Origin of the sequence: Streptacidiphilus sp. P02-A3a (assembly GCF_014084105.1) — a bacterium.
GTDB lineage: Bacteria > Actinomycetota > Actinomycetes > Streptomycetales > Streptomycetaceae > Streptacidiphilus.
The window spans coordinates 8,092,768-8,115,656 of record NZ_CP048289.1; the positions used below are offsets into that span (position 1 = coordinate 8,092,768).

General features: G+C 71.0%; 23 protein-coding genes, 1 tRNA gene, 1 pseudogene and 1 riboswitch. Of the genes and pseudogenes, 9 read left to right on the top strand and 16 right to left on the bottom strand.

Annotated features, from left to right (window positions below):
• Positions 1 to 101: 101 nt before the first annotated feature.
• Positions 102 to 494 (bottom strand): response regulator transcription factor, encoded by a 393-nt coding sequence (locus tag GXP74_RS34035; protein WP_225448384.1) that lies wholly within the window; start codon positions 492 to 494, stop codon positions 102 to 104.
• A 139-nt stretch (positions 495 to 633) separates the two neighbouring features.
• On the opposite strand from GXP74_RS34035, the gene GXP74_RS34040 reads away from it, so the two are divergent.
• Positions 634 to 705 (top strand) — tRNA-Arg (locus GXP74_RS34040).
• Positions 706 to 769: 64 nt separating this feature from the next.
• Here GXP74_RS34040 and GXP74_RS34045 read toward each other — a convergent pair.
• Positions 770 to 1,255: a hypothetical protein gene (locus GXP74_RS34045; protein WP_182455098.1), complete on the bottom strand. Its 486-nt coding sequence runs from the start codon at positions 1,253 to 1,255 to the stop codon at positions 770 to 772.
• Between the two features lie 275 nt (positions 1,256 to 1,530).
• Between GXP74_RS34045 and GXP74_RS34050 the strand changes: the two genes are divergently transcribed.
• Genes GXP74_RS34050 through GXP74_RS34060 form a run of 3 tightly spaced genes read left to right on the top strand, consistent with a single transcriptional unit; the run spans position 1,531 to position 4,410 of the window.
• The gene (locus tag GXP74_RS34050; protein WP_225448385.1) at positions 1,531 to 2,163 is read left to right on the top strand and encodes a hypothetical protein; all 633 of its coding nucleotides are present in this window, start codon (positions 1,531 to 1,533) and stop codon (positions 2,161 to 2,163) included.
• Positions 2,164 to 2,188: 25 nt separating this feature from the next.
• Positions 2,189 to 3,796 carry an N-6 DNA methylase gene (locus tag GXP74_RS34055; protein ID WP_182455099.1) on the top strand — a complete coding sequence of 536 codons (1,608 nt, stop codon included), beginning with the start codon at positions 2,189 to 2,191 and terminating at the stop codon, positions 3,794 to 3,796.
• Positions 3,793 to 4,410 carry a restriction endonuclease subunit S gene (locus GXP74_RS34060; RefSeq protein WP_182455100.1) on the top strand — a complete coding sequence of 206 codons (618 nt, stop codon included), beginning with the start codon at positions 3,793 to 3,795 and terminating at the stop codon, positions 4,408 to 4,410. The genes GXP74_RS34055 and GXP74_RS34060 overlap by 4 nt, the downstream gene beginning before the upstream one ends.
• Positions 4,411 to 4,523: 113 nt before the next feature.
• Here the strand turns inward: GXP74_RS34060 and GXP74_RS42370 are convergent.
• The 8 genes and pseudogenes from GXP74_RS42370 to GXP74_RS34095 all read right to left on the bottom strand — a co-directional run.
• Positions 4,524 to 4,667, bottom strand: a pseudogene (locus GXP74_RS42370) (hypothetical protein); the annotation flags it as partial.
• A 49-nt stretch (positions 4,668 to 4,716) separates the two neighbouring features.
• Positions 4,717 to 7,272 carry an FtsX-like permease family protein gene (locus tag GXP74_RS34065; RefSeq protein ID WP_182455101.1) on the bottom strand — a complete coding sequence of 852 codons (2,556 nt, stop codon included), beginning with the start codon at positions 7,270 to 7,272 and terminating at the stop codon, positions 4,717 to 4,719.
• Positions 7,273 to 7,339: 67 nt separating this feature from the next.
• Positions 7,340 to 8,104, bottom strand: coding sequence for a sensor domain-containing protein (locus GXP74_RS34070; protein ID WP_182455102.1), 765 nt, complete (start codon positions 8,102 to 8,104; stop codon positions 7,340 to 7,342).
• Positions 8,101 to 8,334 (bottom strand): hypothetical protein, encoded by a 234-nt coding sequence (locus GXP74_RS34075; protein ID WP_182455103.1) that lies wholly within the window; start codon positions 8,332 to 8,334, stop codon positions 8,101 to 8,103. The genes GXP74_RS34070 and GXP74_RS34075 overlap by 4 nt, the downstream gene beginning before the upstream one ends.
• On the bottom strand, positions 8,331 to 8,678 hold the full coding sequence (locus GXP74_RS34080) for a winged helix-turn-helix domain-containing protein (protein ID WP_182456825.1): 348 nt from the start codon (positions 8,676 to 8,678) through the stop codon (positions 8,331 to 8,333). Before GXP74_RS34080 ends, GXP74_RS34075 begins: the two co-directional genes overlap by 4 nt.
• A gap of 138 nt (positions 8,679 to 8,816) precedes the next feature.
• Complete coding sequence (locus tag GXP74_RS34085; protein WP_182455104.1) at positions 8,817 to 9,212, bottom strand: PPOX class F420-dependent oxidoreductase; 396 nt, start codon at positions 9,210 to 9,212, stop codon at positions 8,817 to 8,819.
• A gap of 92 nt (positions 9,213 to 9,304) precedes the next feature.
• On the bottom strand, positions 9,305 to 9,790 hold the full coding sequence (locus tag GXP74_RS34090; protein ID WP_182455105.1) for a MarR family winged helix-turn-helix transcriptional regulator: 486 nt from the start codon (positions 9,788 to 9,790) through the stop codon (positions 9,305 to 9,307).
• Positions 9,791 to 9,847: 57 nt separating this feature from the next.
• Entirely contained in the window at positions 9,848 to 10,459 is a 612-nt protein-coding gene (locus GXP74_RS34095; protein WP_182455106.1) for a hypothetical protein, read from the bottom strand.
• Between the two features lie 161 nt (positions 10,460 to 10,620).
• Here GXP74_RS34095 and GXP74_RS34100 point away from each other — a divergent pair, with 161 nt between their 5' ends.
• The gene (locus tag GXP74_RS34100) at positions 10,621 to 11,373 is read left to right on the top strand and encodes a GntR family transcriptional regulator (protein ID WP_182455107.1); all 753 of its coding nucleotides are present in this window, start codon (positions 10,621 to 10,623) and stop codon (positions 11,371 to 11,373) included.
• A gap of 19 nt (positions 11,374 to 11,392) precedes the next feature.
• Here the strand turns inward: GXP74_RS34100 and GXP74_RS34105 are convergent, their stop codons facing one another.
• Complete coding sequence (locus GXP74_RS34105) at positions 11,393 to 11,764, bottom strand: STAS domain-containing protein (RefSeq protein WP_182455108.1); 372 nt, start codon at positions 11,762 to 11,764, stop codon at positions 11,393 to 11,395.
• A 378-nt stretch (positions 11,765 to 12,142) separates the two neighbouring features.
• Positions 12,143 to 12,316, top strand: a riboswitch (M-box (ykoK) riboswitch).
• 306 nt (positions 12,317 to 12,622) lie between these two features.
• On the opposite strand from GXP74_RS34105, the gene GXP74_RS34110 reads away from it, so the two are divergent.
• On the top strand, positions 12,623 to 14,311 hold the full coding sequence (locus tag GXP74_RS34110; RefSeq protein ID WP_182455109.1) for an NRAMP family divalent metal transporter: 1,689 nt from the start codon (positions 12,623 to 12,625) through the stop codon (positions 14,309 to 14,311).
• Positions 14,312 to 14,440: 129 nt separating this feature from the next.
• Here the strand turns inward: GXP74_RS34110 and GXP74_RS34115 are convergent, their stop codons facing one another.
• On the bottom strand, positions 14,441 to 16,135 hold the full coding sequence (locus GXP74_RS34115) for a DUF885 domain-containing protein (protein WP_182455110.1): 1,695 nt from the start codon (positions 16,133 to 16,135) through the stop codon (positions 14,441 to 14,443).
• A gap of 15 nt (positions 16,136 to 16,150) precedes the next feature.
• Positions 16,151 to 17,011, bottom strand: coding sequence for a rhomboid-like protein (locus tag GXP74_RS34120; RefSeq protein WP_182455111.1), 861 nt, complete (start codon positions 17,009 to 17,011; stop codon positions 16,151 to 16,153).
• 179 nt (positions 17,012 to 17,190) lie between these two features.
• Between GXP74_RS34120 and GXP74_RS34125 the strand changes: the two genes are divergently transcribed.
• Positions 17,191 to 18,099 (top strand): diiron oxygenase, encoded by a 909-nt coding sequence (locus tag GXP74_RS34125; RefSeq protein ID WP_225448386.1) that lies wholly within the window; start codon positions 17,191 to 17,193, stop codon positions 18,097 to 18,099.
• 121 nt (positions 18,100 to 18,220) lie between these two features.
• On the top strand, positions 18,221 to 19,123 hold the full coding sequence (locus GXP74_RS34130) for a TetR/AcrR family transcriptional regulator (RefSeq protein WP_182455112.1): 903 nt from the start codon (positions 18,221 to 18,223) through the stop codon (positions 19,121 to 19,123).
• 107 nt (positions 19,124 to 19,230) lie between these two features.
• Here the strand turns inward: GXP74_RS34130 and GXP74_RS34135 are convergent, their stop codons facing one another.
• From GXP74_RS34135 to GXP74_RS34145, 3 genes are all read right to left on the bottom strand, one after another.
• Entirely contained in the window at positions 19,231 to 20,094 is an 864-nt protein-coding gene (locus tag GXP74_RS34135; protein ID WP_182455113.1) for a fumarylacetoacetate hydrolase family protein, read from the bottom strand.
• A 160-nt stretch (positions 20,095 to 20,254) separates the two neighbouring features.
• A complete protein-coding gene (locus GXP74_RS34140) occupies positions 20,255 to 20,857 on the bottom strand; it encodes a GNAT family N-acetyltransferase (RefSeq protein ID WP_182455114.1) in 603 nt (200 codons plus the stop codon).
• An 85-nt stretch (positions 20,858 to 20,942) separates the two neighbouring features.
• A complete protein-coding gene (locus GXP74_RS34145) occupies positions 20,943 to 21,794 on the bottom strand; it encodes a DUF1684 domain-containing protein (RefSeq protein ID WP_225448387.1) in 852 nt (283 codons plus the stop codon).
• Between the two features lie 363 nt (positions 21,795 to 22,157).
• Here GXP74_RS34145 and GXP74_RS34150 point away from each other — a divergent pair, with 363 nt between their 5' ends.
• Positions 22,158 to 22,871 carry an HAD family hydrolase gene (locus GXP74_RS34150; RefSeq protein WP_182455116.1) on the top strand — a complete coding sequence of 238 codons (714 nt, stop codon included), beginning with the start codon at positions 22,158 to 22,160 and terminating at the stop codon, positions 22,869 to 22,871.
• Positions 22,872 to 22,889: the final 18 nt, after the last annotated feature.

The following is a 22,889-nucleotide window of genomic DNA, read 5'->3' on the forward strand; positions in this document are numbered from 1 at the left end:
CGGTCGGCCACCCTTGTTCGCTGAGAGCGAACCCTGTCCGCCGATCGGCCCCCTGCCACCCCCCGTTCGCACCACCCGCACCCGGTCCCCGCTCCGGACGCTCAGCCCGTTCCCGCTCCGGCGCGCTCGGCCAGCCGTCGGACCAGGGCCACCAGCTCCATCGGCTCGAAGGGCTTCGCGATGTAGCCGTCGACCCCCACCGACGCCCCGCGCTCCAGATCCGCCGGGGTGCACGCGCTCACTATGGCGATCGGATAGTGCGCCGTCCGCGCGTCCGCCCGCAGCCGCGCCGCGGTCCGCAGACCGTCCAGCCGCGGCATGACGACGTCCAGCGTGATCACGTCCGGCTGCACCTCGCGCACGATCTCCAGGCACTCGGCGCCGTCGGCGGCGGTCACCACCTCGAAACCCTCAAGTTCCAGGTTGACCCTGATCAGCTGGCGAATCACCTCGCTGTCATCGACAACCAGGACCCGCCCCGAGACGCCGGACACATCACTGAGGGTAGGCGAAATCGTGACTGCGCGTCCGTGCTTTCCCGACTTCCGCCCGATCCGCCGACACCGCCGAGCCCGAAGCCGATGCACGACCACCGCACCCGGGCTGGTAGTGTTCTGCATGTCGCAAGGCAAGGCCCCCGTAGCTCAGGGGATAGAGCACCGCCCTCCGGAGGCGGGTGCGTAGGTTCGAATCCTACCGGGGGCACTTCGTGCATCCAGCCATGGTTCGCCGTGGTGGACGGCACCTGTGCCGAGAGCGGGCGTGGACATCACAGTGTCCACGCCCGCTTTGCTGTGCCCGGCTGCGACCTCCAGCGCGACGGCACTCCGCTCGCCGATCGTGCCGCCGCGAAGCCGAAGGCGTCGTAGCGGCGGCGCTGGGCCGGCTCGGGCAGGCGGGTGGCGTCGAAGCGCAGCAGCTGCGGGAGGGCTTCGAGCAATGCTTCGTTGGCCTGGAGGTCAGTGGCGGGGGCTGCCACCTCTGCGATTCGGGCCTGGTGCTGCTTCAGCTTCGGTCCGAGGTCAGCGTGTTCGGCGCGGATGTCGTCGCGGAACTCCTTCGCGCTCCTGGCGCTGGACCCCGCTCGGGCCGGCGGTGAGCCGGTCGGCGAGGTGAAAGCGGCGGTCGGGGCCGAGGGCGCGGTCGGCGAAGGGGTCGCGGATGTGCGGGAGCAGGCGGCCTCGGCCGCGTTCAGCTGGTAACCGGACGGCGGCACGCGCAACTCGTCCCAGATCCGTTTCGTGGAGACGATCATCGACCACCTCGGTCACTACCATCCGCTCGATAGGGTTAACAGATCCGCGTACTCCAATACGCTTGCCTCGGTCGTGCAAGACCGGTAGCGTCATCACCGCAGGGACAGCAAGTGGGGGGCCGCGGCAGGAACCGGCCCGGACATGGCTGTGCCCCGGGTGGCGTGTCAGTTGCGCGACAGAGGCGGCCCGGGGCTTACACACATCACCATAACATCGGCACGCCGTAGCGCCAGGGGCCAGCGGCAGATTCACTCCGCAGGGGGAAGTGGCGACGATGAGCATGCCTGAGTGGTTTACCCGTGGCTTCTCGGCACCGCGCCTGAAGCCCTATCTCGCCGCAGTCGGCGGCGACGCCGATGCCGCCTTGCGCCTCTACCTGTGGAACACCGAGGTGTCCGGCGCCTTCTACGGCCCGCTCCACTGGGCGGAGGTCATCCTCCGGAACACCCTGCACGACAACCTCAACACCTACTTCGGGCCCAAGGTGTGGTGGGAGTCCGCTCCCCTCCTCGACGGCACCCTCCGCAAGATCCAGGACGCCACCACCCTGTGCCAGCGGAAGCATCCCCGTGCCACCACTGCCGACGACATCGTCTCCGAGCTCACCTTCGGACACTGGGTCGGCCTGCTGGCCAGCCGCTACGACCGCACGCTGTGGGTTCCCACCTTGCACGATGCGTTTCCCGGATACCGCGGACGCCGCGACCATCTGCACACCCGTCTGCAGTCGCTGCTCAAGCTACGCAACCGGATCAGCCACCACGAACCCATCCATCACCTTCCGCTGGAAGCGGACCACGCGACGATCTATGAGGTGCTCCGCTACGTGAACCCCGACGCCGCGAGGGAGCTCCGGTCCTACGACCAGCTGCCCTCCATCCTGTCCCAGCGGCCGCCCCGCATCTGAGAAGGCCGGAACGGAGACGACGCACATGGACGGCGAAGAGGTACGGAACCTGCTCTCCCGCACCGAGATTGCAGACCTGGCAGGAGTGAAGCGACCGGCTGTCACCAACTGGGAACGCCGGTACCCGGACTACCCGCCGCCGGTACGCCGGGGCGACATGGAACTGTTCCCCCTGGAACAGCTGCTGACGTGGCTGGGGAAGCGCACCGTCCCTGCGAACGCCAGGGAACCGCACGAGAACCCGGGCACGACGTACGCGGACCGCGTACGCGCGGCGCTGGGTGCTGGCGGGCGCACTGTCCGCGAGGACCCGCAGGGCGCAGCCGTCATCTCGCACCGGCACCGGAGCACTGATCTCAACCGGTTGACACGCCAGTTGACCCAACTCGGTGACCAGTACCGAGGCCGCTTCACCACCGACGCGTACACCGAACTGCTGCTGACCACCATCTACGCCGGGGGGCTCGGCAAGGACGTGCGGCCCACCTTGATGGACGTCCTCGGCCCTGGCGCCGGCATTCCCGACAGTCGAATGCTGCTGGAGATGCTCCGCATCGCCCTTCCAGCCGATGCTGATGCTGGCACCCGCCAGCATCAGGCGGCAGATCTGTTCCAACTGTTGGTGCAGGAGTCGAACCGGTCAGCAGACCGCGGCGAGTTCTACACGCCGCCCTCCATCGCACAGCTCATGGCGGACATGCTGGTCCCGGATCACGGTACCTTCACCCTGCTGGACCCGTTCTGCCGGGCCGGCGACATCCTCACCGCCGTACCCCAAGCAACTTCGGCGGACGGTGCCCATCCGCATGCGCTGATGCGGTCGATTGCCGCCATGAACCTCGAACTGCACGGAATCAACGGCACGATCGTCAACGGCGTCTTCGCGCCCACCGCCGGATCGTTGCGGGCAGACCATGCGAAGGTGGACCTGGTCCTGAGCAATCCGCCGTTCGCCACGCGCTACCAGGGCGATCCGAACGAGGGCGGCCAAGAAGGCTCCTGGCCTTTCGGCTCGCCACCTTCCAGTAGCGCCGACTTCGGGTGGCTCCAGTACGCCCTGGCCAGGCTGAAACCAGGCGGCAGGGCCGGGGTGATCATGCCCTACGGTGCGGGGTTCCGCGGCGGTCGCGAACGGTCCATCCGCGCTGGCATGGTGGAGGCCGGCGTCGTCGAGTGCATCGTGGCGCTCCCGAGTCAACTCTTCGTCCAGACCGGCATTCCCGTGACTCTCTGGGTGATGCGCGCCACTGCCGAACGCCTGGCGCAGGAGATCCTGTTCATCGATGCAAGCGAACGCGGCGAGCAGCGAACCGCCGTACAACGACAGCTCAGGCCCGAGGACATCGACGCGATCGTCCATCCTTACAAGCACTGGCGCGGGCTGCCTTCCGTTCGGGGCATCGACGCTACTCCGGACGGCCCTGCGGCACGCGCAGCCTCGACGGACGAGATCCGAGCCAACGACTACGACCTGACCCCAGCCCGCTACCTCGTCAGGACAGAACTGGCAGCGACGGCAGAGGCAACGGCCAGGGAAGTCAAGGAACTGCTGGCGCGCCTCGTGCGCCTGAACGACCGTCAGCAGGAGATTGACGCCCGGGTCAGCCAGCTACTCGAAGGACTGCAGCCATGATGACTTTGATCGGTGAAGTCCCCGACAGCTGGCCACAGGCCACGCTGGGCAAAGTTTGCGCGGAAATGCGCCCCGGGCCGACAGTCTCCGTCCAACAGCAGGCTTCCACCGGAACCGCGCTGTTGTCCCCGCGTGCCATTCGGGACGGACGCATCGACGATCCTCAGCCCCGCCACGTTCGACACAATGTGGCAGAGAGATGGCCGGAGCACCGGCTACTCGAAGGCGACCTCGTGTGTACCCGAACCGGATCACCAGGCAGCTTCGCGCTCGTGGACGCCGCCCACAAGGGCTGGCTCTGCGGTGGAAACGTGATCCGGATGCGGCTCGATCCTGAGCGGGGCCTGCTCTCCGGCTTTCTGCTGAGCTATCTCGCCCTCCCCGGCGTCGCAGATTGGGTCGGACGACGGGCACGCGGCAGTGCCATCCGGACGATCTCTACACAGGACCTGCGTCAGCTCCCGGTGCTCATCCCCCCGTTGGAGGTCCAGGAGTCCGTGGCGGAGGTCCTCGCCGCTCTCGACGCCAAGGCCGCACTCCACCTGGAGATCAGCAGAACAACCACAGCCCTGCGGCACGCTGTCGTACCGACCCTCCTGGACCGGTATCGGTAGCCCGCCCTGGCGGCACCCGTGCTGGACCTGCCCCGGGGGCTTCCGGGGCGCGAAGTGCTGCTCGACGATACCCGGCTAGCTGCCACCGAGAGGCCTCTCGGGTCGATCCAGTCCTGGTCGCTGACGGCCTGGGCGTCGTCGGGGAACTCCTCGGCGATCAAGTGCATCGTCCAGCCGAGGGCGGATAAGCGGGCGGGGACGGTCTTGCCGAGGTTGCGGTCGACGCAGAATTCAGGCAGCTGGGGCCGCCGATCCAGCGGCGTTCGGCCCCTCGGTCCTTGACAGGGCCCGGTTTGACCCTGCCCGTCAGTCGTCGGCGCCGACCGAGGTGGTGAGTCGGGAGCGCAGGGCGAAGCCGGTCGACAGCAAGGTGGTGGACAGGGTGAGGCTGAGCGCCGCCGCCGACACCGCGGCCAGGATCCAGACCGGGCCGGTCGGGACCAGCGTGCCCAGGGTCGCCCGACTGAGGGGCACCAGTGCCACCGCCGCGACCGCACCGCCGAGGATGATCCCCGCGAGCGCCGTCAGCAGCCCCTCCACCGTCATCATCCGCAGTACCTGGCCCCGGGTCGAGCCGATCAGCCGTTGCAGGGTGAACTCCCGCCGCCGCTCCGCTGCCGCCAGTACCAGAGTGTTCACCAGGGAGATCACCGCGTAGCCGACGACCACGGCGACCAGCAGGTACGACAGCCAGGCCTGGTTCCCACTGTCGGACTGCCGGTCGGCGACGGCGGCGGAGCGGTTCGCCACCCGGAGGCCGGGCTGGGTGGCGGCCAGTCCCGCCAGTTCGTCGGTCAGCTGCCCGAGGCCGGTCCCTGGCACGGCCTTCACCAGGATCTGCGGCACCAGCCCCGAGGTGCTGTGCGCCACCACGACCGACGCGGGCAGCAGCACCACCTGGTAGCCGCGCGCGGCGACGGTGGTGGCCACCAGCGTCGGACTGGCGTCGATGCCGTCGCCCAGGCGCATCGGCACGCTGTCGCCGATCCGGTAGCCGTCGCTGGAGGCGACGGACGCGGGCAGGGCCACAGTGTTCCCGCTGAGGCCGGAGAGGTCGCCGGTGACCGCCCTGATCGCTGTGGTCCGGACTACGGCCTGACCGGCCGAGACGCCCTCGATCGCCACCGGATCCGCCTTGGGCCGCTCGCCCTTGTCCTGGTATCCGGCCAGCCGGGCCGCGGTCGGTTGCAGGAACCCGCTGCTGGGCACGTATGCGCTGGCAGCGGCAACGCCCGGGCGGGCGGCCACGGCGTCCACCACCGACAGCGGCAGGCCCCCGGTCGCGGAGCCGACCACCAGGTCCGCCCGCAGGTTGTCCTGGAACTGCCGCTCGGCTCCGGCGCTCTGCGTGGTCTGGATGTAGGTCATCGCCAGCGCCAGCCCGGTGGCCAGCATCACCGGCATCACCGCACCGGCCAGCCGGACCGGTCGGGCCTTAGCGTTGAGCAGGGCGAGGCTCCCGGCGAGGCCGGTGAACGCGCGCAGCGGCCGGCTCAGTACCGCCGTGACCGCCCGGGTCAGGCCGGGGCCGAGGAGTCCCATCCCGGCGGCCACCAGCATCGCCGCCGGGATCGCGGTGCTGCTGGCGTTCTTGCCGTTCATCACGGTCCCGGTCACCACCGCGAGCGCGGCCGCGCCGCCCAGGAACAGCAGCGCGAACAGCAGCCTGATCCAGCTGAACCAGCGGCGTTGCAGGGCGGCCTCGGCCAGGGCCTCGGCAGGCCGCACCCGCGCCGCAGCGCGACCGGCGACGAACGCCGCACCCAGCGCGGTGACCGTGGCCACCGCCGCGCCGACCAGCATCGGGATCCAGCCGCCGCGGTACGCCAACTGCACCGGCACCACCTTGGCCTGGGCGAACGCGGCGAGCAGTCGGCGGCCCAGCGGGGCCGCCGGGAGGCAGGCCAGCCCGGTGGCCAGCAGTGACAGCACCAGGGTCTCCCCCAGCACCATCCGCCGGACCTGCCGCGAGGTGGCGCCGACCGCCCGCAGCAGTGCCAGCTCGCGCTGCCGTTGCTGGACCGAGAGGCCGAGCGTCCCGGCCACCACGAAGACGGTGACCATGGCGGCCAGGCCACCGAAGACGGCGGACATGGATATCAGGTTCTCACCCTGGGTGACCACGGCCGGAAACTCCGCCCTGCCGCGCTGATCACCTGTCAGGACCGTTGCCTGTTGCCCCTGGAGATCCTGCCGGAGGCTGGCCGCCACCTGGCTCCGGTCGACCCCGGTGGCGGTGAACACGCCGATGGAGTCCACCGTCCCCGGCTGCGCGACCGCCCCGGCGGCGTCCTGGTCGGACAGGAAGACCGTGCCCGGATCACCAAGGCCGGTCACCAGCGCGCTGACCACGTACTGGCGGGCCTCGCCGCGGACGTCGAGCGTGATCCGACGGCCGACCGCGATCCCAGCCGACCCGGCCCAGCGCGCGTCCAGCGCCACCTGGCCGGCCGACTCCGGCGCCGAGCCCTGGACCAGGGCGTACCGGCCGAGCCGGGCGGAGTCCCAGGCATGGCCGGTGGCACCGGCTCCGGTCTGCCCGGTGGCCGCGACCAGGGTGACCGGGAACGAGACGTCCGGTACGGCGGCGGTGACGCCCGGCACCGCCGCGATCACGGCGACGTCGGCGGCAGCGAGCCGGACCCGTTCCTGGAACATCTGGTTCTGGCCCGGGTAGCCGGGGTCACCGGTCACCACGATCGGTGCGGCGGCCAGCCGTTGCGGCGCCGCGTCGGACAGCACGCCGGTCTCCAGCAGGCTGCCGCAGGCGATCACGATCGAGGCGCCGAAGAACAGCGCGATGAAGGACGCCACGAATCCGGCCCTGTGGTACCGCAGCGTGCCCAGCACGAGCCCGTTCACCGGGTCACCCCGCGTGCCCTGTCCAGCCGTACGGCATCCGGATCCGCTGCGCTGCTCGTCCCTCCGGTCATGCGTTCTCCCCCTCGTCAAGTTCGAAGCCCAGCGCGAAGTCCCACTCGGATGACCGCCCCCGGGCCGGGGCGCCGGTAGCCCAGTCGGTCAGCGGGCCCGGCTCCCGCAGCATTCGCCTGACCTCGGCCAGCGGGTCACGCGGCGGGCCGAGTACCGACCGGGCCACCGCCAGGTGCAGCGCCGCGGCCAGCATCAGCAGCCGGGCGGCGAAGCCGCTCAGCGCCACCCCGGCCGCCAGGAACAGCAGCGCGGTGAGCGGGCTGTCGACCCTGATGCCGAGCACCTTCGGGTCGACCGTCCAGTACCACAGCGGCAGGCTGATCCCCACGAACGGTGCCAGCCAGGCCGCCAGCGCGGCAGCGTCCAGTGCCAGCAGCGGCGGGAAGAGCAGCAGCAGGTAGGCGCAGTCCCGCAGCGGCACCGGGCTGGTCCACCTGGCCCGGATCTGTGCCGCCAGGCCGGAGCCGGCCACCTCCGGATAGCGGTGCGGGATCGGCCGGTCGACCAGCAGCGCCCGTCCGCGTTCGAGCTGGGCGCAGCCCCGGACGGTCCAGGCCGCACCGACCACCAGCGGGAGCCCCAGGGTCAGTTGGCCGACCACGACGCTGCCCAGCACCGCCGCCGCGGTCACCGCGAACATGGCGCTGCCGAGGACCAGGTAGCTCACCAGGTAGCCGCAGGCCCGCCAGGGAGCGACGGTCGCCAGGACGCGTAAGGGACTCCGCGCCGCCGGTGGCCACCGCACCAGGGGCGTCGTCACTCGACGCTCCGCAGCAGGTCGTCGACGGCGGTCAGCCGGGCGTTCAGCGCGGCCAGATCGCCGCGCAGTGCCTCCTGGTTGGCCACGGCCTGCTCGGCGAGCTTGCGGTAGCCGGCCATGGCGACGGCGTCGGCGCGGTGCCGCTGCAGCCGGAAGTGCGCGACCACACTCATGGTGATGCCGCCGACCACGATGAAGACGATGGCTATCGCCACGGTGGCACCGGTCATGTCTGCTTCCCTTTCGCTTGGGCGTCGTCCCCTGCGCCCCCCGCCCCCGCCGCCGTGTCCGCCGCGATGGCGGCCACGATCACGTCCGCGGTGATGCGCAGTTCGAACGGTGTCAGCTCGAAGTACTTCAGCGCCTTGCCGTCGTCCGACAGTTCCAGTCGGCCGACCACCAGGCCCGCCGTCTCCAGGCGTTCGAGATGCATGTAGAGCAGCGGCCGCGAGATGCCGAGCCGGCGCGCCAGCTCACTCACGTACATCCGGCCGTTCGCCAACTCGGCTACGACCCGCAGGCGTTGCGCATGGCCTACGGCGGCGAGTACGGCAAGCAGTTGCTCACTGGTGATGGCCGACTCCTCACGTGCCCTCGGCTACCTGTAAGTCAAATCTTTCATGTGGCGGAGAAGACTGTCAATCAGTGTCCCTCTCCGGGCGCGAAAAAGCCGCTGCGAGCGGATCGCAGCGGCGGGTGGGGAGTTGCGGCTTCAGCCCTGCTGGGTGGTGTGCGTCGGGCGGACCAGGATCTTGACCCGGTACGGGGCGTCGCCGAGGTCGCCGCGACCCATCTCGAACCCGTAGCGGTCCGCGAGCTGGAAGAAGAAGTCGGCGTCGGTGTCCGGCTCGATCCGCTCGACGGTGCCCCGCACCTCCAGGTAGCGGTAGGGCTGCTCCGGGTCGTTCACCGACAGCGCGACGTTCGGATTGGCCACCACGTGGTGGTACTTGCGCCGCTGGGTGGAGGTGGTGAAGGCGAGGAACTCGCCGTCCCAGACGAACCAGACCGGGGTGACCTGCGGCGCCCCGTCCGGCTTCACCGTGCCGAGGTGGCCGAACAGCGGACGTTCCAACATGTCGCGGTGGCTTGCGGGGATCTCGGTCATAACTGCCGCTCCTCGTACGTCGACAGACCATGCGGTCTCGGGGATTCGCCGCAGCAAAGTATCATGACCTTGATACACGTCAGGATCCTGTGTCAGTCGAAGTCCGATGCGCTCCAAGGCCGTTCCGGCCGCGCCCCGGACAGGGCCTCGATCGCCGTGTCCAGAAACTCCCGAAAGACCGTCAACTGCGCCTCGGAGAAGGACTCCATCAGCCGCCGCTCCACCGCGACCGCCGCCCGGTCCGCCCGGCGCAGCAACGCCCTTCCCTCCGAAGTGAGTTCGATGACCAGCACCTTGGCGTGCACCTCGGACCGGCTCCGCGAGATCAGCCCCCGCTCGTCCAGCAGCGCCACCACGCCGTTCATCGCCTGCGCGCTGACCCCGCAGCGCCGCGCCAACCGCGCCCCGGACAGCCGCGGCGTCTCCGACAGCGCCAGCATCGCCGCGTACTGCGGCACCGTCAGCTCGAACGGCCGCAGCACCCGCTGCTTCTCCGAGATCAGCGCCTGCTCGCACTGCTTGATCTGCCCCCCGAGCCGCAGCCCAGAAGCAAGCTTGCCCGCACCCTGGGCCGACATGGGCTCTCCTTCTACCTGGAAACCGGGGCCGCTCGGACCACCCGCCCGCCAGGTTAGTCACCAATCGAGAGTCGCGAACGAGCAGTCCGACAGGACTCTGACCATCTGTGCTGCCAGGATCCACCGCGCCAGGCGGTCGTCGGCCGCCGCGATGGCACTGCCGGTCGACCGAAGGCTGGGACCGGCCCCCTGATACAGCGCCCCGTACACGCCTCGGACTCGAAAATCCCTCACCCGTACCGCGACAGAGCCGCCGCGCAGATGCGGACAGAGCCGATCGGCCGCCCGCGCACAGGGTACGCACGCGGGCGGATGCGTCGCGGCCAGTCCCTCGGGCCAGCCGGGCCAGTCACCACGGTCGTCCTTGAGCAACCACAGGACCCCGGCCGCGGTGCGGTCGGCCGGTCCACCGCAGACCTGGCACAGCAGCCCGCGCATCGCCCGCCGCTGGCGGCCCGGGTGAACCCGGCCGAACTCCGGCCTGCCACAGCCGCATTGGAACGCCATCCGGGTCCACAGATTTCCGTTCGAATCGCGGTCGTAGGGGAGCTCGTCCCGATAGGCGAGACCCACGCCAGGCAGCCCGACCACCTCGGGACGCACGGAACGCTCCGCGCTCCATGCGGTGATGTAGGGGACGACGCCCGGCCGTCCCGTCACCTCAGCCATCAGAATCCTCCGCTCGCACGACAGGAGAGCCGGGGCATCCCTCGACACCGCAGCTCTAGCATCTCTAGAGAACTCTACATCTCTAGAGATGTCAAGCCACAGGCAGCGGTCGCTGCCCCAGGAGCCCCGGCCTAGGATGTCTAGAGATGAAGGAGGAGGCCATGGCCAGCGAGGAGCGGCAGCCCAAGTACCAGCGGATCGCCGAGGCATTGAAGGCGGCTGTGGCGTCGGGTGAGTACCGCGCGGGCGATCGGCTGCCCGGCGAGAACGAGTTGATGGAGGCCTACGGGGTCGCCCGGATGACGGTGCGGCAGGCGCTCGGGGTGCTGCAGAGCGAGGGGATCACCGAGGCGCGGAAGGGTGTCGGTGTCTTCGTCCGGGATTTCCGGCCGCTGCGCAGGCGGGGCATCCAGCGACTGACACAGGAGCAGTGGGGTTCCGGGCGGTCGGTATGGGCGGCGGAGACCGAGGGGCGGGAGCTGCTGGTCGACCAGGTCTCGGTCGCGGAGGTCGCCGCGCCGGAGCGGATCGCCGGGGTACTCGGGCTGGAGCCGGGCGATCCGGTCTGCGTCCGGGAGCGGCGGTTCGTGCTGGACGGCAAACCGGTGCTGCTGTCCAGCTCGTACCTGTCGGCGGTGCTGGTCGCGGATACCGCGATCACCCGTCCGGACACCGGCCCGGGCGGTGTCTACGCCCGGCTCGCCGAGGTCGGCGCGAAGCCGGTGCACTTCCGGGAGGAGATCCGGTCCCGGATGCCCACGAAGGACGAGAGCACCAGGCTGCAACTGGCCACCGGCACACCGGTGGTGCTGGTCTGCCGGACCGCGTTCGACGCGGACGGGCGCGCGGTCGAGGTCAACGAGATGACACTGGACGCCGGTTCGTACGTGCTGGAGTACGAGTTCGACGCCTGACGGCTGAACCCCCCCGTGGTCAGGGGCGGGTGGGGGTGGGGGTGTTGGTGCGGGCGTCGGACTGGGTGGCGTAGCGGGGGAAGGTGGCGCTGAGGCCGGTCGCGCGGAGCAGGCGGTCGATGCCGGGTTGGCTGTGGACCAGGCGGAGCCAGCCGCCGTACCGGTGCGCCAGCGTCTGCGCGGCGCGCAGTTCGCGGAGCGGGCTGACGTCCATGAAGGTCACCGCGCTCAGGTCGACGATGACCCGGGGGACGTCCCAGCCGGGGCCGCTGCCGTGCAGGCTGCTGCGGAAGTCGGCGGCGTTGGCGAGGTCGAGTTCGCCGCTGGGGCTGATGACCCGGCACTGCCGGCCGGTGTCGGCGTCAGGGTCGGTGTTGAGTTCGACGTCCACGGTGTTTCTCCTCCGGCCGGGCCTGCGCGGGGTAGGGCGGGTGCAGGCGGGGCCGGGGTCCCGGGCCGCGCAGGGACAGCGTAGGACGCGGTAGGGGGTCCGGCACGGAGAGTTACCAGTACTGGATGAAGACGCTCGCTGAATGAGCACACGGGTCCGAATCTGGCGCCCTCGGATCGGGTACGTCCGAAGATACGATTCTGCCCACCGGACAGCATCCGCCCTGACAGGGGTGGCAGTTGAGGTCTTCCCCGGACACTCACCGGGACTTCCCAGGGGACTCACCGGAGGCCCGGAGGGTGCTTCCAGGGCGCTTTCGGAAAGTGGGCGCGAAGCGTCTGCGACTGGGGCTATACTAACGTCGTTCTTATATTGTGTCTGGCACCTCGTTCGGTGAGGCGTCTTCACGGACACAGGCCACTGATCCCACCCGTCGAGAGACGCTCCGGATCAGGACAGATCTCCCCGACCTAAGGGGTGATCCCAAGTGGCTTCCCCCTAACGGGGGATCACGCCGTGGAGTGCCAAAGCTCTGACGAGTTGGGGTGTACCGGGAACGGCCCGTCGGGGTCGGTGGCCCGGTCCGCTCCTTGCGAGTCCGCTGACGCTGACAGCGTCCCGGCCGGGAGGAGGCGAAGTCGATGGACTGCGACAGCAGTAGTCCGGGCCACCATAGGCCCCACTTCCGCCTGTCCCCGTTCCTTTCCGGCACGCGGTAACCACCTTCTCCGGACAGCACTCCACCGAGCGGCCCCCCTGCGTCGTGGCGCGCTCGACTGTCCGCTCCTGCCTGCGCGCAGGGCCTGTTGGCTGCCCCGTGTCCCGACCACCCCCTGCCCGGGGGCCGGGAGGCTCGTCATGTCCGAGACCACGCTGACCACCTCACTTCCCGTCACCGCGCTGCCCGGCGCGGCGCAGCCGCAGCCCGCGCCGGCGAACCGATCCGCCGTACTCGACGAGGCGCACCTCGGCGACATCCACGGCGCCTTCGGCACCATCCGCCTCGACGACCACACGCCGCGCGGCCTGTCCGCCAAGCTCCGGACGCTGCTGGCGATCGTCGGCCCGGGCCTGATCGTCATGGTCGGCGACAACGACGCGGGGGCCTTCGCCACCTACGGCCAGGCCGGTCAGAACTACGGCACCCACCTGGTGTGGACGCTGCTGCTGCTGGTCCCGGTTCTGTACGTGAACCAGGAGATGGTGCTGCGCCTGGGCGCGGTGACCGGGGTCGGCCACGCCCGGCTGATCTTCAGCCGCTTCGGCAGGTTCTGGGGCGCGTTCTCGGTCATCGACCTGCTGCTGTTGAACGCGCTGACGCTGGTCACCGAGTTCATCGGGATCACCCTGGCCACCGGCTACCTGGGGCTGCCGAAGATCCCGTCGGTGCTGCTCGCGGCGGCGATCATCATCGCCTCCGCGTTCACCGGCTCCTTCCAGCGGTTCGAGCGGATCGCGATGGCACTGTGCTTCGGCTCGCTGCTGCTGGTCCCGCTCTACTTCATGATCCACCCGGCCTCCTCCGGCATGGCCCGCGCCTTCGTGGTGCCCGACCTGCCGGGCGGCAGTGGCCAGTTGGCCACGGTGATGCTGCTGGTGATCAGCATCGTGGGCACCACCGTGGCGCCCTGGCAGCTGTTCTTCCAGCAGTCGTACGTGATCGACAAGCGGATCACCCCGCGCTTCATGAAGTACGAGAAGGCCGACCTGTGGCTCGGCATCGTGATCGTGGTCATCGGTGCGGCGGCGGTCATGGGCATCTCCACCGCCGCCTTCAGCGGGACCAGGGACTTCGGCCACTTCACCGACGCCGCCGGGCTCGCCCACGGCATCGCCGCCCACTCGGGCAAGCTCGCCGGGGTGCTGTTCGCGATCGCGCTGCTGGACGCCTCGATCATCGGCGCCTTCGCCGTCTCGCTCTCCACCGCGTACGCCATCGGCGACGTCTTCGGCATCAAGCACTCGCTGCACCGGGGCGTGGAGGGGGCGCGCGGCTTCTACGCGGTGTACGCCGGACTGGTGCTGGTGGCCGCGGTGATCGTGCTGATCCCGGGCTCGCCGCTGGGGCTGCTGACCATGGGCGTGCAGGCCCTCGCCGGGGTGCTGCTGCCGTCGGCCTCGGTGTACCTGCTGATGCTGTGCAACGACCGCGACGTGCTGGGCCCCTGGGCCAACGGCCGCCGGACGAACGCCTTCACCGCGCTGGTGGTGGGGGTGCTGGTGGCGCTGTCGCTGATCCTGACCGCGTCGGTGATCTGGCCGAACATCAGCGCCGGAGCGATCTTCGACATCCTGGGGGCGTCCGGGGTGGTCGGGCTGCTGCTGGCCGGGCTGCGGCTGTGGCAGCAGCGCGGGCAGGCGGCCGAGCCGATCGACCGGACCGGCAAGGAGGACTGGCGGATGCCGCCGCTGGAGACGCTGACCCGGCCGGTGTTCGCCACCGGGCACCGGGTCGGCATGGCGGTGCTGCGGTCGTACCTGCTGGCGGCGACGGTGCTGGTGGTCGTCCGGCTGGTGCAGCTCGCCCTGTCCGGCTCGGCGGGCTGAGCAGCGGCGGGCTGAGCAGCGGCGGGCTGAGCAGCGGCGGGCTGAGCAGCGGCGGCGGGATCGAGCGGGGGCAGAGAGAGCGGGGGGCAGAGAGAGCGGGGCCGGTCGCGGCCGTCCCCGCCCCTCCGGCTAGAGCGCGGCGAGCCGCGCGGTCAGCTCGTCGAGGCCGCAGGCGCCCTGCGACAGGGCCTTCATGTGCCAGGCCTTGAGGTCGAAGTCGGCGCCGTGCGCCGCCCGGGCCTCGGCCCGGCCGCGCAGCCAGGCGCGCTCGCCGAGCTTGTAGCCGATGGCCTGGCCGGGCCAGCCCAGGTAGCGGATGATCTCGCTCTCCCGGAGTTCGGTGGGGCTGCCGCTGTAGGCCGCGAAGAACTCGTCGGCCAGCTCCGGCGTCCAGCGCTCACCCGGGCGGAACGGGGATTCCGCCGGGATCTCCAGCTCCAGGTGCATGCCGATGTCGATGATGACCCGGATGGTGCGCAGCATCTGCTCGTCCAGGAAGCCCAGCCGGTTGGCCGGGTCGGTGAAGAAGCCCAGTTCGTCCATGAGCCGTTCGGCGTACAGGGCCCAGCCCTCGATCTCGGCGCTGACGCCGCCGACGGTGGTCTGGTAGCGGGACAGCTGCTCGGCGCAGCGCATCCGCTGGGCGAGGTGCAGGTGGTGTCCGGGGACGCCCTCGTGGTACCAGGTGCTGACGATCTGCCAGGTCGGGAACTCCTCCCGGCCGAGGGTCGGCAGCCAGGTCCGGCCGGAGCGGCTGAAGTCCAGGCTGGGCTGGGTGTAGTAGGGCGCGGCGGCGCTGCCCTCGGGCGCGATCATCGCCTCGACCTCGCGCAGCGGGCCCTCCAGGTCGAAGTGGGTGCCGTCGAGGGCCTCGATCGCCTGGTCCATCACCTGCTGGAGCCAGGCCCGGATGCCTTCGGCGCCCTTGACCTTGTGGCCGTGCTCGTCCAGGTGGGCCATCACCTCCAGCGGGGTCGCCCCGGGCAGCACCTGCGCCGCGACCTGGCGGATCTCGCCTTCGAGCCGGGCGAACTCGCCCCAGGCCCACTGGTACGCCTCGTCCAGGTCCAGGTCGGCGCCGGTGTTCAGGCGGGCGCTGCGCAGGTAGAGCTCGCGTCCGGCGATGTCGGAGGCGCCGGCGGCCTCGGCGGCGGGGCCGTAGTCGTTCCGCAGCCAGTCGCGGAACTCGGCGGCGGCCGCGGCGGCCTGCTCGGCGGCGGCGTCGAGTTCCGGGCGCAGGGCGTCCGGCCCCTTGGCGGCGAACTGGGCGAACCAGCCCGGCTTGGCGTCCGTTCCGGCCCAGCTGCCGACCTGTTCGGCGACGGTTCTGACCTGCCGGGGGCCGGAGAACAGGCCGCGGCGGACGCCCTCGGCCAGCGTCCGGCGGTAGCCCTGGAGGGCTCCCCCGACGTTGCGCAGCCGCCCGGCGACCACGGCCCAGTCGTTGTCAGTGGCGGTGGGCATGATGGTGAAGATCGAGCGGACCCGGTGGACGGGGGAGGCGATGTTGCTGAGTGCGCGCAGGTGGTCCCCGGCCTCGTGGCAGGCGAGTTGGGCGGTGAGGCGTTCGCGGAGCAGTCGGGCGCAGGCCGCCTCGGCGGGGTCGGCCGGTTCGGCGCCGCCGGTGACCGCATGGAGGTCGGTCAGGGCTTGCCGGGCCAGCGCGGCGGTGGCCTCGAAACCCTCCGGGGAGAGGTCGGGCTGGCTGTCGTCGTCCAGATTGAGACCGAAGCTCACGGCCAGGTCCGGGTCGTGGGCGACGAGGGCGTCGAGGTAGGCGTCGGCGATCTGTCGTGGGGTGCGTGCGGGATTTGTGTCGGCCATGGGGATCATCCTGTCCTACCGATGGAGCCAGGATGCAGGTCTTTTCAGGAGCGTTCCACTCGGTCGCCAGTTACCGCCGCGGACGCCGATGGTGAGCGGATAACTGGCGACGCCGATCAGGAACGCCGTCAGGTGGCCGAGGTTGGTGAAGTTCCAGCCGAGGCCCAGCAGCAGCAGGTAGAAGGCAGTGGCCGCGCCGAGGTAGTACCAGCGCAGCGGCCGGGCGAAGTACCAGGTGAGCACGCCGACGGCGCCGGACACGGCGTAGCTGACGCCGATGTCGATGGTGTGCTTGGTCCGGTAGGGGAGGTCCCCGGCGTCGATCAGGTAGGCCACCGCGCCCTCGCTGACCAGTGTGGCGAGGATGTGTGCCAGGGCGACCACGCCCAGCCAGCGCAGGGTGCCCAGCCAGCGTTCCACCGGCACGCTGAACAGGTTGAAGACCACGAACCAGAAGAGGAAGCTCGGCGTCTCGGTCCACAGGGCGCTGGCGATCAGGACCTTGATCGGGTGGTGGCTCAGCTCGGACAGGTTGGTGCTGTGGGTGATCAGGAAGTACTTGCGGAACCGGGGTGACATCCGGACCAGCGCGAAGGTGTTGGCGCCGAGGATGAGCAGCCAGATGTAGGTGCCGGGGGCGGCCCGCAGATAGCGGCCGACGGCGGTGGCGGCGCGCAGCGCCCGGTTCCGGCCCGGGTGCGGATCGGGATGCGGCAGGGCCGTCGACCCGCCTGGCGACCCGCTCGCCGAGCCGCTCGCCGACACGCTCGCCGAGCCGCTCGAAGACCCGCTCGTCGGCAGCTGCGGCGGCTCCCGGTCGGCCAGTCCCGCCGAGCCTGTCGGGCCGTCGGGATCTGTCTGGTCTGCCGTCGTCATGCCCCCATTCTGCGGCTCGGCCGAAACCGCCCCCGACCCGACTCGCCCTTCTCCCGGCCAAGAGCCAGGAGCGTTGTGCGGCAGGGGATTGACGTCCTTGCTGACATGGAGTCTCATAAGAGCGGGCAGTGTCGTGCGCGCGCACTGGCGGTACCCGGCGACCGAAGGAGGACGGGCACGTGGCGGAGCAGAGCGGGACAACGTTGTTGAAGGACCGTGAGCAGGTGGCCGACCGGCTGCTTGAGGCCTCGGCGAAGCATTCCCACGACCCCGACACGGAGTTGGACTGGGATGCCCCGATGGAGCCCGGCAAGTGGTACGTGCCGGAGCGGATCGTCTCCCTCTACGACACCCCCATCTGGAAGCGGATGAGCGAGGAGCAGCGGATCGAGCTCTCCAAGCACGAGTTCGCCAGCATGGCCTCGGCCGGGGTGTGGTTCGAGATCATCCTGATGCAGCTGCTCACCCGGCACATCTACGACCTCGACCCGCGCAGCAGCCATGTCACCTACGCGCTCACCGAGATGGCCGACGAGTGCCGCCACTCGCGGATGTTCGCCCGCTCGGTGACCAAGCTGGGCACGCCGTACTACGGCCCCGGGTCGGTCACCCGCTTCCTCGGCCGGATCCTGAAGACCACCGCCACCACCCCCGGCGCGTTCACCGCGACGCTGCTGGTCGAGGAGATCCTGGACCGCTTCCAGCGGCTGACCTTCCCCGACCCGTCGATCCAGCCGCTGATCCAGGGCATCACCCGGATCCACGTGGTGGAGGAGGCCAGGCACGTCCGTTACGCGCGCGAGGAGTTGCGTCGGCAGATGGCCAACTGCCCTGCCTGGGAAAGGCAGTTGACCCGGACCATCTCCGGCGAGGCGTCGGTGGTGATCGCCCGGGCGCTGATCAGTCCGGCGGTCTACGCCTCGGTCGGCCTGGACGTGGAGGAGGCGGTGCGACAGGCCCGGAAGAGCCGGCACCGCCAGGAGACCATGCGCTGGTCGGCGGAGAAGCTGACCGGCTTCCTGGAGGAGATCGGCGTCATCCACAGCGCCCTGGACCGCGCCGCCTGGCGCCGCTCCGGGCTGTTGTGAGCCCGGGCCCGCGGCGAGGGCTCCCCCGCTGGACCGCCCGGCGGCCTCTGCCGAGCTCCGACCTGCGATGACTCTCCGGCCGGGGGCGGAAGACGAAACAACCGGCACGTAGGGTGGGCGCATGGACGCCCGTACCGCAGATCCCGTGCCCGCCGCATCCTCGGCCGCCGAGCCGGTGCCCGCCGCCCGCGCGCCGAGAGCGCGCCGCGGCCCGTACCGGCGGCTGCCGGTGGAGCAGCGGCGGGAGCAGCTGATCGCGGTCGCGCTGGAGCTCTTCAGCAGGCACGCGCCGGAGGAGGTCTCGCTCGACGACGTGGCCGCCGCGGCGGAGGCCTCCCGCCCGCTGGTCTACCGCTACTTCCCGGGCGGCAAGCAGCAGTTGTACGAGGCCGCGCTGCGCACCGCGGCCGAGGAGCTGGCCTCGCGGTTCGTGGAGCCGGTGCGCGGCACCCCGACCGAGCGGCTCGGCCATGTCCTGGACCGCTACTTCGCCTTCGTCGGTGAGCACGCCGCCGGGTACGGCGCGCTGCTGCGCGGCGGTTCGGTCGCCGAGAACGAGCGGACCACCGCGATCGTCGACGAGGTGCGCCGGGCCGCCTACCGCAGCATCATCGACCAGTTGGGCGTCGAGCGCCCGGGCCCCCGGCTGACGCTGCTGGTGCGGTCGTGGATATCGGTGGTCGAGGTGACGGCGCTGACCTGGCTGGACGACAGCCGCCGGGAGGCGCCGCCCGGCGCGGACGCGGTCGGCGAGGCCGGTGGACCGGTCCGGGTGGGCGTGGGGACCGCCGCCGAGCTGCGGGACTGGCTGGTGGACGAGTTCGTGGTGATGTTCGCGGCGGCGGCCCTGCACGACCCGCAGACCGAGCGGGTGCTCAAGCAGATGTTCGCGTCCTTCGCCGGGAGCGGTCCGGGCGCGCAGCTGGTCGCCCGGCTGGGCGGGCTGCTGCTGGACGCCAGCGAGGCGAGTGCCGCCGACCAGTCGGTCACGGGTGAAGCGGTTACCGGTCAGTCACCCAGCTGACGGAACGATACATCGGATGTATCCTCCGCTTTGGTGAATCCTCCAGTAGCAGAAACGGCGGCCCGGATGCGGAGAGCATCCGAGCCGCCGTTCAGGCGGTCAGGCGGTCAGGCCTTGCCGAGCACCTGCCGCTGCCGGCCGAGCCCGTCGATCTCCAGCTCCACCACGTCGCCGGGTCGCAGGTAGGGCGTCCCGGGCAGGCCCATGGCGACCCCGGCCGGGGTGCCGGTGTTGACCACGTCGCCCGGCTCCAGCACCAGGAACTGGCTGATGTACCAGATCAGGTGGTCCACCGCGAAGATCATGTTCGCGGTGCTGCCGTCCTGCCGGACCTCGCCGTTGACGCTGGTCCGCAGCCCCAGCCGCTGCGGGTCGGCGATCTCGTCCGCGCTGACCAGCCAGGGGCCGAGCGGGTTGAAGGTCTCGCAGGACTTGCCCTTGTCCCAGGTCCCGCCGCGCTCCAGCTGGAACTCGCGCTCGGAGACGTCGTTGCTGAGCGCGTACCCGGCGATGACCGAGGCCGCGTCCCGCGGGGACTCCAGGTAGCGGGCGGTGCGCCCGATGACCACGGCCAGTTCGACCTCGTAGTCGGTCTTGGCGCTGTTCCTGGGGATCAGCACCTCGTCGTCCGGGCCGACCACGGTGTTGCTGGCCTTCATGAACAGCACCGGTTCGGCGGGCAGCGCCTGGCCGGTCTCGGCCGCGTGGTCGCGGTAGTTGAGCCCGACGCAGACCACCTTGTTCGGCCGGGCCAGGGGGGCGCCGAGCCGCTGCCCGGCCAGTTCCACCCGGGGCAGCACCCCCTGCCGGGCCTGCTCCGCGAGCTCGGCGCCCGCGCCGTCGAGCAGCCGCTCCAGGAAGGGCCCGTCGATGTCGCGGGTGACCTGCGAGAGGTCGTAGCCGGTCGTCTCGTCGTCGGCCAGCAGTACGGGTCGTTCCGCCCCGAGGGGCCCTACGCGCAGGAATCGCACGTGTCCATCACCACCTTTTGCGATCGTGACGGTCCGGTCGTCCACCGTCGCCAGAGATCCGATGTATATCAACCGCCGAGCGTCGCGTCCAGCCTGGACCGGTATCCGGACGACGCGGACGGCGGGCCCGCCGGGTCCGGCAGCGGACGCTGTGCGTCGGCTATGCGGTCGCCGGGTGCCCGCCGTGCCGCTCCCACTCGGGCGCCAGGATGGACATCACCGTCGCGTCCACCCGTTCCTCCCTCCAGCGCAGCGCGTCCCGCAGCACGCCCTCGGCGACGAAGCCCGCCTTCTCGTAGGCCCGCCGGGCACGGGGGTTGAAGGCGTAGACCTCCAGCGAGATCCGGTGCAGGCCCAGCTTCTCGAAGCCGTAGCCGCAGAGCAGCCGGGTGGCCTCGGTCCCCAGGCCCCGGCCGTAGTGGCCGGGCACCAGGGCGATCCGGAAGCCGCAGCTCTCGTTGGCGGGGCTCCAGTCGTTCAGCACGACCTCGCCGACCACCGCGCCGTCGGCGTTGTCGAGCACGGCGAGGTCGAGCCGGTCGTCCTGCCCGACCCGGGTCGCGTACCAGGCGTACACCTTGGACTCGTCGGCGTTCGGCCTGGGATGGCTCCCGGTCAGCCGACTGCTCTCCGGGTCCTCCCACAGGGCGCGCAGCACCGGCAGGTCGTCGGCGGTGACGCAGCGGAGCGTGACCAGGTCACCGACCAGCGTCGGCTTGCTGAGGAAGTCGGGGCCGGACGGTGCGCGCTGCGGTTCACTCATGCCCGCATCCTGCCCGGTCGGCAGGCGTCCTGCCCCTGCTTTCCGCACCCACCGCCGACCGGCGACCGTCGACCCCCGACCGCGCTCAGTGCTGGAGGATGCGGGTCTCCCCCGCCGGGACGGTGGCGTCCAGCCGGTTGCCCGGCGGCGGGAAGGGGCAGATGAAGTGGTCGGCGAAGGCGCAGGGCGGCAGGTACGCGCGGTTCAGGTCGAGCACGGTCGCGCCGTCGAGGCCGGGCGCGGGCAGCGAGATGAAGCGGAACCGGAACGACTCCCGCCCGCTGGAGGCGTCCGCGAAGACCGCGCTGAGCGAACCGTCCGCGGCCTGGCTGACCTGTAGCGTCCGCTCCTCGGCGGCGGAAGCGGCGGAAGCGGCAGCACCGGCGGCAGCGGCGGTACCGGCCGCGGCACCCGCGTCGCCGTTCGACGGCAGGGTGAAGGCGACCGTCCCGGCCAGCGCCAGCCCGCGCTCGCGGCCGTCGGCGTTGGGCACGGTGACCGTGCGCGGGCCGGGGTACGGGGTGAACCGCGCCGGGAGGGTCCACCGCTCGTCGAACGGGTGGGCGTCGATGCCCGCGAACACCGCCCGGGCGTGCGAGGCCGGGTCGTAGATCCTCACCGCGTACTCGCCCTCACGCAGGATCAGCACCAGCAGGCGTCCGCCGTGGGTGATCAGGGAGGGCTTCGGGGCGGTGTCCGGACAGAGTCGCACCGGTCCGTCGAGCGCGACGCCGTCCACTTCCAGTCCGTCGTGCCGGGCCGCGGTGAGCACCACGCAGTCGCCCTGCCGCTCCCAGCGGCCGGGCACGTCCGGGACGCCGCCGCGCAGGTCGGCCAGCCAGTGGGTACCGGTCAACGCGAGCGGTCCGTGCGGGGCCCTGGCCGCCACCACACGGTCATCACGCCAGTGCTTCCAATCGTCCAGACTGCTGCTCACTGAGGGACCTCCGGAGAGAATGGGCTGACGAAGTAGGTCGGATCCACCTAGGCAAAGCCATGATCGCGGAGGTACGCGGCCCACCCGAGGGCTACCCGGGCCGAATGCGGCTCCACACCACACCAACCGAACCTTGCGCCGGGTATTCCCGCTGTCCACCAGTCGAACCGGCCCCGGCCCGCAGTGTCCGCGCCCGCGCCGAAAGCCACGCCTCAAGCCATGCCGACAACCCCACCGACAACCCCGCCGACACCCCGCCGACACCCTTGTCCCGCACCGGCATCGGCAAAGCCCGGCCCCGCTGACCCGCGCGCGTCCGCCCCGCCTTGCCCCGACCGCCCGGCCCCCGGCAGGATCGACCGCATGATCCATGGCGTGATGTTCGACTTCTCCGGGACCCTCTTCCGTATCGAGTCGGTGGCGGAGTGGTTCGACACCCTCGACCTGGACCTCGACCCCGCCGAGCGGGCGGCCTGTGTCCAGCGGCTGACCGTCGCCGGGGCGCAGCCCGGCGGCCCGCAGCCGGAGCAGCCGCCGAGCGGCTGGGACCAGCGGGACACCACCAGCGGGCGGCACCGTGCGGCGTACACCGGGCAGACCCGCGCGGCGCTGCTGCCGACCGTCGGCCCGGAGCGGGTCGACGCGCTGGCGGCCCGGCTCTACGACCGGCACCTGACCCCGGACGCCTGGCGTCCGTACCCGGACACCGAGCGGGTGCTCAAGGAGTTCCGGCGGCGCGGCGTGCCGGTGGCCGTGGTCAGCAACATCGGCTGGGACCTGCGGCCGGTCTTCGTCCGCAACGGCCTGGACACCCACGTCGACGCCTTCGTGCTCTCCTTCGAGCTGGGCGTGCAGAAGCCCGACCCCCGGATCTTCCGGACCGCCTGCGACCGGCTCGGGCTGCCCCCGGCCGAGGTGCTGATGGTCGGCGACCACCGCCCGGACGACGGCGGGGCGCTCGCCCTGGGCTGCTCGTTCCACGAGGTCGCCCCGCTGCCGGTGGCCGAGCGGCCGGACGGGCTGCTGCCGGTACTGGCCCTCGTCGTGGCGCCGCCCAAGTGCGAGGATGCAGGGTAGACGCAGCAGGCGGGCGCC

What these genes read in the sequence shown, in the direction of transcription:
- GXP74_RS34095 (WP_182455106.1), bottom strand. Translation starts at nt 10,459, where the DNA reads ATGGCTGAGGTGACGGGACGGCCGGGCGTCGTCCCCTACATCACCGCA.
- GXP74_RS34140 (WP_182455114.1), bottom strand. Translation starts at nt 20,857, where the DNA reads ATGAGTGAACCGCAGCGCGCACCGTCCGGCCCCGACTTCCTCAGCAAG.
- GXP74_RS34050 (WP_225448385.1), top strand. Translation starts at nt 1,531, where the DNA reads ATGAGCATGCCTGAGTGGTTTACCCGTGGCTTCTCGGCACCGCGCCTG.
- GXP74_RS34100 (WP_182455107.1), top strand. Translation starts at nt 10,621, where the DNA reads ATGGCCAGCGAGGAGCGGCAGCCCAAGTACCAGCGGATCGCCGAGGCA.
- GXP74_RS34115 (WP_182455110.1), bottom strand. Translation starts at nt 16,135, where the DNA reads ATGGCCGACACAAATCCCGCACGCACCCCACGACAGATCGCCGACGCC.
- GXP74_RS34045 (WP_182455098.1), bottom strand. Translation starts at nt 1,255, where the DNA reads ATGATCGTCTCCACGAAACGGATCTGGGACGAGTTGCGCGTGCCGCCG.
- GXP74_RS34060 (WP_182455100.1), top strand. Translation starts at nt 3,793, where the DNA reads ATGATGACTTTGATCGGTGAAGTCCCCGACAGCTGGCCACAGGCCACG.
- GXP74_RS34150 (WP_182455116.1), top strand. Translation starts at nt 22,158, where the DNA reads ATGATCCATGGCGTGATGTTCGACTTCTCCGGGACCCTCTTCCGTATC.
- GXP74_RS34090 (WP_182455105.1), bottom strand. Translation starts at nt 9,790, where the DNA reads ATGTCGGCCCAGGGTGCGGGCAAGCTTGCTTCTGGGCTGCGGCTCGGG.
- GXP74_RS34120 (WP_182455111.1), bottom strand. Translation starts at nt 17,011, where the DNA reads ATGACGACGGCAGACCAGACAGATCCCGACGGCCCGACAGGCTCGGCG.
- GXP74_RS34055 (WP_182455099.1), top strand. Translation starts at nt 2,189, where the DNA reads ATGGACGGCGAAGAGGTACGGAACCTGCTCTCCCGCACCGAGATTGCA.
- GXP74_RS34110 (WP_182455109.1), top strand. Translation starts at nt 12,623, where the DNA reads ATGTCCGAGACCACGCTGACCACCTCACTTCCCGTCACCGCGCTGCCC.
- GXP74_RS34075 (WP_182455103.1), bottom strand. Translation starts at nt 8,334, where the DNA reads ATGACCGGTGCCACCGTGGCGATAGCCATCGTCTTCATCGTGGTCGGC.
- GXP74_RS34130 (WP_182455112.1), top strand. Translation starts at nt 18,221, where the DNA reads ATGGACGCCCGTACCGCAGATCCCGTGCCCGCCGCATCCTCGGCCGCC.
- GXP74_RS34085 (WP_182455104.1), bottom strand. Translation starts at nt 9,212, where the DNA reads ATGACCGAGATCCCCGCAAGCCACCGCGACATGTTGGAACGTCCGCTG.